The sequence below is a fragment of the Ruminiclostridium cellobioparum DSM 1351 = ATCC 15832 genome (assembly GCF_000621505.1).
GTDB classification, from domain to species: domain Bacteria; phylum Bacillota; class Clostridia; order Acetivibrionales; family DSM-1351; genus Ruminiclostridium; species Ruminiclostridium cellobioparum.
Genome location: NZ_KK211291.1, coordinates 129371 through 144955, shown reverse-complemented (window position 1 = coordinate 144955; position 15585 = coordinate 129371). Strand labels below are relative to the sequence as shown.

The window sequence follows — 15585 nt, the reverse complement described above, 5'->3', positions numbered from 1 at the left end:
TTTATCATTTACTTATGTCATCTAATCCGGGCTGATTGTCCGGACCATATATTTTACTCCATTCCATACAATAATCTCCGTTCTTTGCCTGCATTTTAAATCCGCCGGATATTTCATACCGGTTTAACCCATATTTCCATGCTTGTTGTATCAGGGCTATGACTTGGGTACCGTTCTGCCGCAAAAGGACTGACATTCATACTGTGATTCGGCAGCCAGGTTTCAAACAGATATCGGTGAGCCTTATACACCGCATCCATAACAAGATGCTCAAAGTCTTCGGCTTCGAAGTGACATACAATGTATTCGCCCTCTCGCAGGACCCAGTCTGTGAAATCTCCGGAATCACTGCCGGGAACGGCCTCAGCACCAGCGAAGTAGCGATAGCAGCCTTTTCTGGTTCCCGGAAAAGTTACACCAAGTTCGGCACCGTCAGGTTGTATTCCGGGTATTCCGGCCTTTGCAGCATGAAAGCTGTCCCATAGTGCCCCAAGTGTATCTATTCCTGTCCCTCCGCCGCCAGGCATCTGTTCAATGGGTTCTTCTGCCGTAAGTCCCGCAAAGTATTGTGGAGCGGTTATCCTTTTTCGGGTGATTTCAAGAATAATTCCATCGGTAATGAGGGGTACATTTTCATCAACAAGTGTGTAATTCAAAAGTAATTGCGGTTTTACATAATTATTTAGTCTCACAGGCTTCGACCGGAATTCTTCGGGTGTCATTCCGAAAGCACTTTTAAAATTACGGGTAAATATTTCGTGTGAAGAAAAGCCAAAATCCAACGCGATATCCAGAATCTTTTCTTCCCTGTTAAACAGTGCTTCCGATGCTCTGGCCAGCCTTCTCAGCTTGATGTACTCATTTACTGGTTTCTTTACCAGTCTGCAGAACAATCTCTGGTAATAGAACTGAGACAGCGATGCAAGCTGTGCTAAAGTTTCAATTTTGATTTCTTCAGAAATGTGTTCCTCAATATAGTCTACGGTTTTTTGTATCTGTTCCCATGCGTGCATAAGATTTACCTCCTTATTTGGCTTAAATAAAGCATAACATGAGACCGGTATTTTATCTTGACTGCCAATGCCCTTTTAAAATATTATACATTTATGCGTATACATAAGGAATCCGGACTACAGGTATATTTTAATTTACATGCCGTATCTAATATGATATACTCTTGTTACCAAATTCTGTAAAACTCCCGGTAAAATCCTGTTAATTTCATAAAAGGCTATCCTCAGCCATATGCAGCCGTTTTGCCGGGTTTCATGAAAAGGGGGTGATTAACATGCAGGACAAGACTTAAATGTACATACTCTATTAAATACGTATGAAATCTAAATACGGTGTTAAAAGGTAAAGGTAAAAAATCAGGAGAATGACAGCGCAGGTGTTTTTACATCTATTTTACTGTATATCTTTTACTGCTTCAGCTTTATAAATGAGATTTGAAAATTCTGAAATGAATTATCATTTGTATTAATCGGGACAAGCTGTTCACGTAATGAATTTTTTTGTAATATATTCCTCCATTTTCTACTGATACATAAAAAACCAATGATTAAAATAAACCGGCAAAATGTATAACCTGTTCAGGTTTATTTAGAAAATTGACATTAAAAAATACAGGAGGTAAAATTTATGTACGTGCAATTAAGAAGTATCAAAAGGTTCATAGCGTTTTTAGTTTGTATATCAATTTCGGTATGTCTATTGGCAATGCCTGATGTCCGCATGGCATCAGATCTGGTTTATGGAGACCTGAACGGCGATAGGGAAGTTAATGCTATTGACCTTTCATTAATGAAAGAATACTTGCTCGGAAAGATCAGCACTTTTCCGGGCGGACAGGGGAAAGAAGCTGCTGATGTGGACTTGAGCGGCAGCATAGATGCAATCGATATGTCATATTTAAAACAATTCCTGCTGGGAACCATTGACGGGTTGCCTGTCGGAGAACCTCTGGAACCGATACAAATCCCTTCCTTTGATTCATTGCAGCCAAATGCCAAACTTCCCGACCCCTTTATGTTTAAGACCGGCAGCAAGAAAGGTACTCGTATTACAAGCAAGAGCCAGTGGACAGCCCGCCGTGCCGAAATCTCAGCCTTGGCCCAGGCCTTCGAATTTGGTGTAAAACCGCCGAAACCGCAGACTGTCACAGGCTCCTTTAATAACAACTCAATAACGGTAACCTGCAGCCAAAACGGAAAATCAATTTCCTTTAGCTGTGCAATCCAGTATCCAACTACCGGTACAGCCCCTTATCCCGCTATGATAGGTGTAAATATGAACACACTTAATACCTCAGAGATACTCAAATTGGGGGTTGCCTTGATAACTTTTCCTGCCGACCAGATCGGAAAGGAAGATAACGCCGGTTCCAGGGGACAGGGTAAATTCTTTGACCTGTATGGAAGCAGTTACGATGCCGGTGCATTGATCACATGGGCCTGGGGTGTGGACTGTCTGATAGACGCGTTGGAAATGACTCCGGCAGCGAGAATCGACCCGAAAAAGCTGGGTGTAACAGGCGGTTCCCGCAATGGAAAGGGAGCACTTGCCATCGGCGCCTTTGACGAAAGAATTGCTCTTACCGTACCTCAGGAATCCGGGAACGGCGGCGCATCGGGCTGGAGAACCGCCGATGCACAGAAAGCGGCCGGTGAAGATGTTCAGACACTTTCCCAGATAATTACTGAAAATTGCTGGTTCGCCAAATCTCTCAACCAGTTCAGCGGCCAGACAAACAAACTGCCGTATGACCACCATGAATTAATGGCTCTGTGTGCCCCCCGTGGATTGCTTGTAATAGAAAATCCTGATTTTACATGGTTGGGCAACCTCAGCTGCTTTAATACTTCAACTGCCGCACATATGGCATATGAAGGTCTTGGCGTACCCGACAACATGGGCTATTCCTCTGTGGGAGGCCACGGCCATTGCCAGTTCCCCGCATCACAGCAGCCGGAACTGACAGCCTATATACAGAAATTCCTGCTGGGACAGAATAGCAACACCAAGGTCTTCCGGTCGGACAGGAACTATACTTTCGATAAAGCAAAATGGGTTGATTGGACTGTTCCGACATTTTAATAATACTTTACAATACGCAGACACTAAAGTTATCTGAATAATGAGAATCAGGCTTGAATATTTTGAACCGGCTCCCACATGTTGATTAAGCTGTATCGGGAGGTGCAGCTCATTTATATTCAAGCCTTTATATTACTTTTACACCAACTTAACGTGTTGTGCCAGTTAATATCAGTTTTGCAGTTGAATAGGCTACACTGATTATACTGGTACTCGAGTACAACTTCAAGCAATGGTGCGCACGGTTAAAAGTGCTTGCTGAAATTTGTAGGTGAAAAACAAGTATTTTGGACGGCGAAGTGACAGGAGGTCACTTTGAGCAGCACGCGAGACCCGGATGGTCGAGTTGCTGCGACGGCAATAAAATACCTGTTTTGAACCGTACTATTTCAAGTAAGCGCTTTGTGTGCCATCATTGCTTGAAGTTAGTATGGAAGTACCAGTTAATATAAAAAATCATACAGATAAAGCAAAGTGTATGAACTTTTCAGGTTTCTTTATACTTTTGGTTTTTTGGGAGTTTTTGACTTTATGTTTTTATTCCCAATCTTAGGCGCATAAGTAACTTTTTTTACTTTATTCTTGTCTTTCTTAAGTCTATCCGGATTTTTAAATGACATGTCAGCCCGCCTTAATAAATATTTACATATATTTTCTCCTGCTAAATCAATAATATTATATCTTTCTTTTGTGTTAAAGTCCAAACACTTTGAAAATTCAGCGCTTATAACTATATAATCCGCAGCCGGCAGCAGTACATATATTTCCCTATTTTATGAATTTGTCAGGGTAGGTTGCAATTTCCTCAAAGATTGCAGCTTTATAAATACCGCCCTGGTCAAGATTTGGATTATCTATAAAATTTGGATCGGCCACAGTCACAGTATCGTCTTTTACAGTCAATGTCAGGTTCAAATTGTAGATTTCATCCATATAGTTTATATTGATAATTCCATTACTGCGATAAAAAATGTCGGTTATTTTCAAACCCTTTTCAGTTATTTTATCCAGAATGCCGGATGCATTTTTCAACTTTAATAAGTCCTCTCTGCTTATTGAAATCCCTCCATATTCCCTGAACATACCGGTTGTTTCATCAAAGTAGAGATAGTAAGGCTTCCAGGTGTGACCGCCTGTGCCGTCGCGCAGCATGTCAAATGCGCCGGGATAGGTATAAAACTGCTTGTTCCCCGCATACTCCAGAGCTTCACCGGCATATTTCAATTCATAAGGTTTGCCGTCTCTCACCGACCAAACATGTGAATTGGAACCACTTCCCCCGTATCCCTCTTCCAGTCGGAACAATTTTTGACTGTCCACATCCCAAACAGCGGTTGAATTCCGGTAAATACTGGTCTCCAGCATTTTCTCAATGACGGTGTCACTTACATACCACACCTGGCCGTCAAGGATATCCTCTCCACTATCCTTTCCCTTGTTGACAATAGCAAACAGCCCGGGTTTGCTGTCTTTATTGAAGTCCTCCGCATATGAAACTGTAATTACACTGTCAGCCGGCAATTCGGACCTTAATTTTTGCAGAAGTTTGTCTTCTGATGTTTCAGCAGGGGCTTTTATAACTGTTTTATCCTCATTGTCAGCCGGTCCTGCTGCACCATTTGAAGTACACAAGGCCCCGGCCAGAATTATGGCAGCTACAGCTACAGCTGAAAATATAAATACTCCTGGTTTCCCAATTTTCATTTTTTTCTCCCCTTTAATACCTGCTCGTAGTCTTTATTGACAATGCAATTTTTAATTTTCCACATGGATAGTTGCTTTTTAATTATTCATGCTGGTGCTGCTATAGCTGCAGCTGACCACCTATTTTTCAAGTTTCAGTCTGAAACCATTTTTATTGTATTTAAAGTATTGAGGTTTATTAGGCTGATCCTTATAATATGCGACAAAATAGTTTTTTTCATAAATAACTGAAAGAGCATTATTTAAAATATTGTTAACATCAGCGATTTTTATCTGGGCCCCTTCACATTTTAATATCTGTGTAATAGTAGGGGTGCCGATTGAAACTATGATTTCATTTGAATTGTCTCCATCAATGTCTGTCTCCTCAATATGGCCTCCCAGTTTTAGAAATAAAGCTGGAGTATTTTTGCTTATCATATAGTAACTTGATTGGGGGTAGTCCGCTCCCAAAATACCATCAATACGAATCAGCTCCAAATTGCAGAATTTTGAAGTATTTATAGTGACCAGATCTGTATTTAAGTCTGATAAATTCTTTAAAGAAACCTGCCCAAGATCATACATCTTATTATCCGTTTCTGCCACAGAATGATAGTATTCCTTATCATCAGCCATTTCAACAATAGATATATTTATATCATTTACATCTTTTTCGGTAACCGTTTTACTTATTAGTTCCCTATCTATCAATTTAATCTGTTCAGCCGTTGCTTCCTTGTAATCTTCGTATAATACCGGAATTTGATTATTTTGTAAAGCAGTCTCCGAACTTCGCGCTGCTGCTACCTGTTTGCTTTCACTATTAAACGTACAGCCAGGAATCAAAAGTATTAAAAAATAAAGAATTATCATATAAAAGAATTTTTTCATTCAAATCACCCTTATTCATGTAAACCCATATATTACTATATTAAACAAGAATACTGCTATTTGCTAGTAGCCCTTTAGTTTAATAAGTTACAATATCGTAACTTATGCCATTAATTCAATTTTTTTGTCAGCTGCTTGCATGTGAATTTTAAGAAGCTTTTAACAACAGAAATTTTACTTAACGGTATATTTCCGGCAGCATAACTAAAAAGAGGCATAAGCTTATATGGCCTAACACCTCTTTTTAGTATTGCAACTATTCAATTTACCTGTCCGGTATTGTGATAACCACCCTGATCCCGCATGCCTTTAATGAGCCATGGTCATTTAAGGTACATAAGTATATGCCTTATCGTCAGTGGGACTTAATTTGACACCTTTCCTCTCAAACAGCTGGCTTAAGGTTACGAATTCATAACCCTGCTTTTGAAGAGTGGGAATTATTATATCCAGGGCCTCAGGTGTGGGATGTGGCAGCGGCTGGACATCGTGCATTAAAAAGATGGCACCGTCCCTTGCCCCGTTTATTATTAAATTTGCGCGTTCCTGGGCGGTGGTTGACTGAATCCAGTCATTGCAGGTAACGCCGTTTACAAAGGTCAAGTCTATGGCACTGAGCATTGTGTTGTTTATTGCAAGATTGGGTGCGCGGAAAAATTTCGGTGTAGTTCCCGAATACCTTTGAATGGCTGCATTTGTGTCACTGACCGACTTTTTGATATCGGCGGCCGACATGCCGGTCATACTTGAATAGCCCCAGGAGTGATTTCCGATTTCACAGCCTGATCTGATTATCCTGTCTATTACAGGTTTTGTGGAATCATTTACTTTCTGCCCGATCATCATGAAGGTTGCAGGAACTTTATATTTATCCAGCTTGTCCAGCACCAAAGGGGTAAGCTGGGTATCAGGCCCGTCATCGAATGTCAGAGCGGCAATTTTATCATATGTTCTCACGGGAAGGGATATCTGTCCCAATAAAAACTTCTTTAAATTTGCCAGGTCTATGGAATCAACTGCTGCGTCCACGTTGGTGTCGGCAGCTTCCATGCTTGCCAGGGTACCTCTGCCTAAAAGGTAAGACTTCAGCGCTGCAAGATCAAGAGAGTCAACATTACCATCCCCGTTGGCATCCCCGTACAGGATTGCAGCCGCCGCATTACTTTCCGCGTTGGTCATGGGAGTCTGCACAAATGCACAGGCAACAACAAGCATGATAACCAAGAATATCCCGAGAATATTCTTTAAACTATACATAATCATACCTCCTTTTTATTTATAGATAAGTTTTGATGGCATACGCATCGGAAAATTTGATTTGATAATTCCGGAAAGGTTGGTTTATGAATATATTATCATGTAATAATATGTAAATTCAACATATTATTGTAAATTTTATTCTTATTGGTTTTTATTTGCAGTGGCGCATAAATAACTTCGCCGGCAGTCCAGGTTTGACGTATATTCCTTTTTTTACTATAATATGTAAGTACATATTTGTTATAGTTGTTATGGAAAGGTGGAATAACCGTGTGAATATATTGACTGTTTTTGGTAAATTATTCAGCAGGACAAAGGTTAAAAAACAATTATATTTCATATATTACAGTGCCATCCTGATACCCATCCTGATCATCGGGTTTTTCTTAATACTGTATACCAGAAGATTATTGCTGGATCATTATCAGAACCAGGTTGAAGCAGATAATACCCGCATTAAATCCATCATGTTTGACGTAACAACTTCCGTTTATAATATCTCAGATGAAATCTTTAACGACAAAAATCTCCAGACACTTCTGGCAACCCGCTACAATAGCAAGGAAGAGGCTGATAGAAGCTGTATCAATTACACCAGGGTGAAGAATTATATAAATAAGAATACATTTATATCCTCCATAGAGCTGTACACGACAAACCCTACCATACACAAATACGCCTCCATAATACCCGCAACTGAAGATACGGCAAAAAATGACTGGTACCAGCAGGCCCTCCAGCATGCCGATATTTCCTGGAAGAGCTTGTACTCAATTGACACCTGGAACCATGTCTCCCAGGAATTATGCCTGATCAGGAGGATACCGGTCATATCGGCAAAAGAATATGCCGTCCTGATAATCAGGATCAGCAATAATTATTTGAAAAACCGGATTCAGAACAACACTCTGTTCAACACTGTATCGGTAAACCAGGATCCTGTTTTCTACAGCACTCAGCGCAATTTGTCGGGGCAAAATCTGACAATACCCATTGACTACGGCAAAACACAATATCTGTACTCAGGTCAGCTGACCTATGAAAACAAAAAGAGTATTGCAAATATTTCCACTCTCCTGCCCTATTCATCTAAAGACCGGATTTATATGACCACTCTGGATTTTGATGCTCTGCCCGACATTAATAATATAATTTTAATATGTACCTCCACCCTGCTTTTTGCCTCGGCACTGCCTGTTTTACTGATTATCTACTTTACCAACAAGTTCAGCTCACGTATTGTCACCCTGCGCGGAGAGATGCACAAGGTATGCAGCGGCAATTATCATATTATCGACGATTTTAAAGGGGAGGATGAAATATCCGAAGTTTACTCCGATCTGAAAGTGATGATACAGAGCATACAGCAGATGGATGCCAGGATGTATGAGGCAAAGATACAGGAAGAGATATTAAAAAACCAGCAGCAGAAGATGGAGTTTAAAATGCTGGCAAGTCAGATAAATCCGCATTTCCTGTATAATACTCTGGAGACCATACGTATGAAGGCACTCACAGAGGGAAATCCGGAAGTGGCCAATGTCATCAAATTATTGGGCAAATCCATGCATTATGTGCTGGAGAATACCGGCACCTCCTCCACCACATTAAAAAAGGAACTGGATTACATATCAATTTATCTGACCATACAAAAGCTGAGATTTAATGACCGCGTCAACTATACATTAAAGGTGGAGGAGAACATAGATCCGGAAGACTACCAGATCCTCCCCCTCCTGCTGCAGCCCATAGTGGAAAACGCCATCCTGCACGGTCTGGAAGGCACTGAAGCCCGTGGACAGATCGTTATTGAAGTGAAAACAAAGGGGGATGAACTTTTGTTAATTGATATCTCTGACAACGGGCTTGGCATGACCCGGGAAGAATTGGACAATTTGACAAGCAGTATCCGGGTGCGTAATAAAAAATCCGCAAGCGGTATCGGACTTTATAATATTAATCAGAGGATCAAATTATTTTATGGTGAGGCCTATGGAATGGAAATTAAAAGTAACCCGCTGGAAGGTACCCTTGTGTCTCTTACACTTCCCTTGCACAATTTGATGGAGGAATAGCTTATGATGAAAGTTTTTATTGCAGACGACGAATCAATCATCCTTGAAGGATTAAAGCATATTATTGACTGGCCGGAACTGGGTTTTTCAATTTGCGGAGAAGCAAACAACGGTGAAGATGCGTTAAATAATATACTGGAGTTGAATCCCGACCTGGTTCTGCTGGATATACGCATGCCCAAACTACAGGGCACCGAGATTGTGCAGCTTGCCAGAGAACACGGTTTTAAAGGGCATTTCGTCATATTGAGCGGTTTTTCCGACTTTAAATATGCTCAAACTGCGATCCGTTACGGAGTTGAGTTTTATCTTACAAAGCCCATTGATGACGAAGAGTTGTACCGTGCTGTAAATACCGTAAAAGAAAACATACTTAAAGAGCATATGCATGCAGATACAATGAATCAATTCCGGGAAAAAGCAAAATACACCATTTTGCGTGATGTTCTGCTTAATACCGGCGATGTATCAAATATTGATCTGGGTGAGATCAACCTTTCGGCTGCGGTATACCAGGTTGTAATATATGAGAATTATAATCGGGATACCTTCAATCTGATTTACGATTTTGCAGACCTCTTAAAGGTAACCAATCAGGGAAACAACTCCTTTGAACACATAAAGATTCATGAAAAGGATATTATCCTCCTGAAAGGAGCATTTTCCCTGAGCCATTTCCGTGACTTTCTAAGACATTATGATAAAAGCCCCCAGAAAAGTTCTCCTCTGGATTCACTGTTTATAGCTTACGGACGTGAGGTCGGCAGGGTGGAGGATATACACCGTTCCTACGAGGATGCCCTGTGCCTTATGAACCGCCGATTTTTCTGTGAGCAAAACCAGCATGCAATAGGCTATGAGCAGCTTCCGGGCTTTGATGACAGGGTTTATGAGATAAATGCAAGGGAAACCAATGAATACTGTAAATTGCTGTGCAGCTATATACAGAGCTACAACCGCAGGAAGATAGCCGATACCCTGTTTGCCCTTGAAAAAAACCTATATTATGCAAAAACGGATATATCCAATATAAAACTATTTCTGACCGATATCTATCTTCAGATCAAGGAAAACATAAATCACATATACAGCACGGTGGATATTCCTTTCCCCACCAACTCATGGGTAATTAACCTTATCGACGGAAAATATTATCTATATGAAATAATATTTTTCTTCTCAGTGCAATTTGAAATGATAATAAATGCAATCGGAAATTTTTCTCGTGAAAGTGTACTTGATGATATCGTTTACTATATCAATCACAACTACAGGGATAATATCAAACTGGAAACCATAGCACCGCTGTTCGGATATAACAGCTCCTACCTTGGAAAAATATTCAATAAAAAAGTAGGGGAAAGCTTCAACTCCTATATCGATCATGTGAGAATCAACCACTCAAAGGAGCTTTTGCTGCAAAAGAATTTAAAGGTCTATGAGATTTCAGAGCTTGTAGGTTATAAGAATGTTGACTATTTCCATAAAAAATTCAAAAAGTACCTGGGCGAAAGCCCGGCCGAATTCCGCAAAAGGAATAACGCTCCATAGCACAAAACTTCCCGGCCCAATGGAATGGAGAATATAAACCATCAGGCCGGGAAGTTGGCATGTATTATTACTTATTTGGATGCAGCCGCTGAGGCCTCTCTTGCCGTGTTCTGATCCTTTGCATTCTTCATGTCCACGGCCAATACCTTGTCATAGCCAAGACCTTTAACAGTATCCTGCATTTCTTTCTGCAAGCTATTGAATTCCGATTCATTTGCTGCAAATACCATCTTCCAGGAGTTCTCGATGATAATGGCTTTGCACTGCCCTCTTAATGCTGTGATTTCCGAGTCTTCGGCAGGAGCTATGTAAGAGCTTCCGGGAGCAACCATTATCTGGTTTTTCTTCTGGAGATATTCAAGTGTGGTGGAAGCCCCCATCTTTGCCTGCCAATCCATGTCCAGAGGTGTTTTATTTTTCTCCAGTACCGAATCCCATAAGGTATAGTTATACGGATAGTTTGTCAGTGGATTTATATCACTTGGCAAAACCGTATCATAATTCAATGCCGAAACTCCGTCCTTCCAGATGCCGCCGCCCCATTCGGTCGGCACAGGTGTGTTGCCGCCTTCAAAGAATGCCTTCCAGCCGAACTCAGTCAGGGCAGGTTTGCCGTCAGCCATGTCCCAGGTCAGGCCTTTAGGCCCGCTTGACTTGGAAGTTTGTGCAGCCGACATCTGAATTCCTTCGGGAGAATACAGCCAGTCTATAAAATCTGCCAATCTTTCAGGGTCTTCGGCCTTGCTTCCGATAGCTATAAATGTTTTATTTCCCACCGGGTTGCAGCCGTAGGAGAAAACCTTCATATCGTCGATGGGTGCAATCATAAAGCCTATGCCGGCAGCCTTGTTGTCAGGCGTATTAAAGGCCGATTGACCCAGCCACGGCCAAGGTGCATATAAAATCTGTCCATCCTGATACTTGGTGTACATGGTATCGTAGTTTTGCGTAGTTGATTCGGGATCAACAAGTCCTGCCTGATTTGCATCGAAATAGAATTTTAAAACCCTGTTGTACATGGAATCCTGATCGATTATACTCTGATAATCCGACCCGTCGGCCTTGGCCAATACGAAGCCCAGTTCATCATACCCATAGAAACATGTGGGCTGTTTTGCCATACACATCATGTTTCCGTCCCAATCCTTGAATAAGGATACTGCATAGGTTTTCTTTCCGGTTTTGCTTGCCGGCACCGCCTTCTGCATGTCCTTGAATACCTGGATCAAATCCTCCAGAGTCTTGATTTGCGGATATCCGATGGATTTGTACGCATCCCAGCGGAGGTACGGGCCAAATGTCAGATCAAGTCCTTCGGACGGGTTGGTGGCCGGCTGTTCCGATACCAATGAGGGAACTCCGTAAATTGCATCACCTTCCACCATTTTATTCAATGAATCTATAGCCGCCTGATATTTTGTGATATTTTTTCTCTCTGCAAATAATTTTGTAGCATCATACAGCAGCCCCGCAGTGACAACGTCCTGCATTCTGCCGTTCTCCGCACCGATAATTATTAAATCCCCCAATTCCCCGGCAGCCGAACGGGTTTGAAACAAGGTGTCACCGCCGCCGGCCACATTCGGTGCAATTATATTAAGTTCCATGTTGAAATTTTCTTTTACTATTTTTGCATACCAGCCTGACATTATTCCCTGATAATTAGCCAGATTGTCAAATACATCAACGGTTATAAATTCGGGATATTTGGCTGTCCCCACTGCCGAACCGTCTGCTGCGGTCCTGGCAGTGCTGCCTGCCGCCGTACCGTCTTTTGCGGCATTATCCCCTTTATTGCCGCAGCCATAAAGCATGGATGTTACTAATATCACACATAGCAACACACTTACCAGCTTCTTTTTCATTTCATAGCCTCCCTTAAATACATATAATTGGCAAGATAAATAAAAAATGAATTCATTTATCTTGTTCTGCCCATGTTCAGCCCTTGACCGATCCAATCATGATTCCTTTGATAAAGTACCTCTGGAAGATGGGATAAACAAACAGGATGGGCAGCGCCACAATAACTGTGACTGTCATTCGCACTGAAGTAGGTGTCTGCTGCGTTGCCAGGGTCATCACATTGCTGTAGGTCCCCATGCTGTTCATTATCAAGGCTTTTAAAGAATTTGCCTGATTGATATAGCAATACAACAAGTATTGCAGGGAATATAATTTTTGATCTGTCACATAAATCAAGGTATCCTGGAAGGAGTTCCACTGTGTAACCGCCGAAAAGATCGCGATAGTTGCTAAAATCGGCTTGCAGGTGGGCAGGATGATTCTGGCAAAGATTGTAATAATCCCGGCGCCGTCGATTTCCGCCGCCTCCTGCAGGGAAGCCGGTATGGATTCCACATAGGTTTTGGAGAGTATGATATTAAAGGGCTGCACAATAGCCGGAATAACATAAACCAAAAAATTGTTGGTAAGCTGTAAATTTTTCATGGTAATAAACATTGGAATCAAACCTGCATTAAAGTACATTGTTATAACGATAAAACGGTACCAGAACTTTCTTCCCCACAGCTTCTGCTGGGTAAACATAAACCCCAGAAATGCCGACGCCAATACGGTAAAAACCGTCCCTACCACCGTCCTTGCAAGGGAAACACCCGCTGCGGTCATCAACCCTTTTATTTTAAATACCTCTATGTAGTTTCTAAGATGTATCTGCCTTGGCAGAAAATTTATTGTTCCATTGGCACTCAGGTCATTTGCACTGATTGAATTGATCACCAAATAATAAAACGGATACAGGCAAATCAGCGTATATACTGCAAACAATGCGTAATTTTCAACGATAAACACAATATCCGGTTTTGATCTTTTTCCCGCTTTATCAGCTATATTTTTCATCACATATCCTTTCAACTGCAATTGAGTTTATGAAGCCGGCAGTCTGTAACATCTGAAACGTAAACGCAGTTCCGGGAAAATTTAACAGTCGGCAATGTATGAATTCAGATGTTACAGACTACTATATAATTGATTCCCCCCGCACCTTTTTGGATACCATATTGCATACTGCCAGCAGAGTAATACTGACCAGACTCTTTAACATGCCTATTGCCGTTGCCATTGACGGGCTCCTGCCCGTCATGCCGATATTGTAGACATACAGGTCGAGAACCTGTATGTGCTCCTTATTAAAGGAGTTCTGGAATACATAGTATTGGTCCAAGCCGTTGTTGAGAAAATTGGCCAGCGAGAGCAGAATTAATACAAAGAAGGTAGGCAGCAGCGCCGGCAATGTAACATGCCGCATCAGTCTGAACCGGCCCGCACCGTCGACCCTGGCCGCCTCATATAAATCCTGGTCGATGCCTGCAATTGCCGCAAGATACATAATAGCTCCCCAGCCCAGGCCTTTCCAGGTATACCAGAGCAGCATGGCAAGCCAGGTATGTGAATCCCCGTCTAAAAATTTAATGGGCCTGGTTAACAAACCCGTGTTTATTAAAAAGGTATTGACCATCCCTGTGGCCGAAAACAGGCTGAAGGCCACAGAGTATACCATTACCCAGCTTATAAAGTTTGGAAGTGTGGTTAATGTCTGAACTACGTTTTTAAACCATTTACTTTTTATCTCATTCAAAAAAACAGCAAACAATACTGGAAAGAAAGAAGTGGCCAAAGTCAGGCCACTTATGGCAAAGGTATTTGACATGACCTTTAAAAGCTGCTTTATCTGTGTTGGATTGGTAAACAGTAATTTGAACCAATCAAGTCCCACAAATTTACATTGTGATAATTTAAGCGGAGGCTTGTAGTCGAAAAATGCATATACCCAACCGTGTAAAGGAAAATAAGAAAATGCAAAGGACAAGAGCAAAAACGGTAGTATGTAGAGAAACATTTTTTTCCCCTGTGCATTTTTCACCCTCTTTACTTTCTGAATATTCTTTGTCTGTAATGCTACTGATTGCTGCATCTTTACCTCCGCTTTCAGTTATGCCATTATTTGTATGTACCGGTCACTGAGTGAATGTTACCATTTTTTCAGCAGGATTTATACTACAAATATTACATATGTTTTATAGTACAAATTGCATTTTAACCAGCTGTAAAAGAAAAACACCGCCCAAGGGCAGTTCAACTTAAAGATTTACGAAAGCAAGTAAATTTTTGACTGACTCTCTTCAGGCGGAGGCAAAATTAAAGACCACACAGAAGGATAAACCTATAGTGTGGTCTTTAATTTTCTTATAAATTACTGAGCCTTTCTTCCGCAATATCGCACCAGCGCTTTTCAAGCTCAATGCCAATCCATTGAATATGATGGCCTTGCTTGTTCAACTTTTCACAGCAGACGCCTAATGTTCCAGAACCGAGAAATGGATCAAGAATAATTCCTTCATATAGTCCGTCTTTATTTTTGGGACAGTATGCCTTAATAATTTCCGTAATTAAAGATTCTGGCTTCTGTGTTGGATGAGGTGTTTTTTCATCTTGGTACAGTTTTCCTGCAAGGGTTGGAAAAGCCCAGACGTCACCACGCATTGCACCGAGCGGATTTGGTTCCCACTTTACTCGTTCGCCTTTAGAATTTTTGTAATAAACCGGATTTTTTAGGCGCTCTGTGCTCTTATAAGGAACGCGGACATCATCCACATTATAAGTCCATTTCTTTGGTGATTTGGAAAACCACAGAAACGGTTCATATTGGGTAAGCGGGGCGGTTGTCAAACGGCTGAACCCATTTTCATAATACCATATGTTCATTCGACGATAATTTAATCCAACCTCATACATTATGGACTGGATAAATCCAATGTAATGGTGGATTCCGAACCATATTAGACTGCCGTTAAGTTTTAACATATCACGACACAGAGCAATTCTCTTGCGAGAGATATTCAGAAAGTCCTCTAACGATAGCTTATCGCTATCGTTGCCAAAATCCTTATTTAGATTGTAAGGCGGATCTGTTAGAACCAAATCTACCTTCACTCCATCATTAATCAGTTGTTGGAGAAGGATGTCGGAGTCACCGCATAGTAAACCATTATAATTCATGCCG

At 41.3% G+C, this 15585-nt stretch carries 11 protein-coding genes; 3 read left to right on the top strand and 8 right to left on the bottom strand.

What is annotated here, in order from left to right:
- Positions 1–113: 113 nt before the first annotated feature.
- Complete coding sequence (locus T344_RS0122530) at positions 114–1013, bottom strand: AraC family transcriptional regulator (RefSeq protein ID WP_027630576.1); 900 nt, start codon at positions 1011–1013, stop codon at positions 114–116.
- A 628-nt stretch (positions 1014–1641) separates the two neighbouring features.
- On the opposite strand from T344_RS0122530, the gene T344_RS0122525 reads away from it, so the two are divergent.
- Positions 1642–3096 carry a dockerin type I repeat-containing protein gene (locus T344_RS0122525; protein ID WP_027630575.1) on the top strand — a complete coding sequence of 485 codons (1455 nt, stop codon included), beginning with the start codon at positions 1642–1644 and terminating at the stop codon, positions 3094–3096.
- A 768-nt stretch (positions 3097–3864) separates the two neighbouring features.
- Here the strand turns inward: T344_RS0122525 and T344_RS29090 are convergent.
- From T344_RS29090 to T344_RS0122505, 3 genes are all read right to left on the bottom strand, one after another.
- On the bottom strand, positions 3865–4800 hold the full coding sequence (locus tag T344_RS29090) for a hypothetical protein (RefSeq protein WP_051572182.1): 936 nt from the start codon (positions 4798–4800) through the stop codon (positions 3865–3867).
- Positions 4801–4920: 120 nt separating this feature from the next.
- Positions 4921–5673 (bottom strand): hypothetical protein, encoded by a 753-nt coding sequence (locus T344_RS0122510; RefSeq protein WP_027630574.1) that lies wholly within the window; start codon positions 5671–5673, stop codon positions 4921–4923.
- A gap of 327 nt (positions 5674–6000) precedes the next feature.
- Positions 6001–6930 carry a polysaccharide deacetylase family protein gene (locus tag T344_RS0122505; protein ID WP_027630573.1) on the bottom strand — a complete coding sequence of 310 codons (930 nt, stop codon included), beginning with the start codon at positions 6928–6930 and terminating at the stop codon, positions 6001–6003.
- Between the two features lie 275 nt (positions 6931–7205).
- Between T344_RS0122505 and T344_RS0122500 the strand changes: the two genes are divergently transcribed.
- Together T344_RS0122500 and T344_RS0122495 are read left to right on the top strand one after the other, a co-directional pair.
- Positions 7206–9008, top strand: a complete 1803-nt coding sequence (locus T344_RS0122500; RefSeq protein ID WP_027630572.1) for a sensor histidine kinase — start codon at positions 7206–7208, stop codon at positions 9006–9008.
- 3 nt (positions 9009–9011) lie between these two features.
- On the top strand, positions 9012–10559 hold the full coding sequence (locus T344_RS0122495) for a response regulator transcription factor (protein ID WP_027630571.1): 1548 nt from the start codon (positions 9012–9014) through the stop codon (positions 10557–10559).
- Between the two features lie 71 nt (positions 10560–10630).
- On the opposite strand, the gene T344_RS0122490 is transcribed toward T344_RS0122495, so the two are convergent.
- The 4 genes from T344_RS0122490 to T344_RS0122475 form a co-directional block, all read right to left on the bottom strand.
- Positions 10631–12424 (bottom strand): type 2 periplasmic-binding domain-containing protein, encoded by a 1794-nt coding sequence (locus tag T344_RS0122490; protein ID WP_027630570.1) that lies wholly within the window; start codon positions 12422–12424, stop codon positions 10631–10633.
- A 76-nt stretch (positions 12425–12500) separates the two neighbouring features.
- Positions 12501–13421, bottom strand: coding sequence for a carbohydrate ABC transporter permease (locus T344_RS0122485; protein WP_027630569.1), 921 nt, complete (start codon positions 13419–13421; stop codon positions 12501–12503).
- Positions 13422–13542: 121 nt separating this feature from the next.
- Positions 13543–14496, bottom strand: a complete 954-nt coding sequence (locus T344_RS0122480; protein ID WP_027630568.1) for an ABC transporter permease — start codon at positions 14494–14496, stop codon at positions 13543–13545.
- Between the two features lie 272 nt (positions 14497–14768).
- Entirely contained in the window at positions 14769–15581 is an 813-nt protein-coding gene (locus T344_RS0122475) for a DNA-methyltransferase (RefSeq protein ID WP_027630567.1), read from the bottom strand.
- Positions 15582–15585 lie beyond the last annotated feature (4 nt).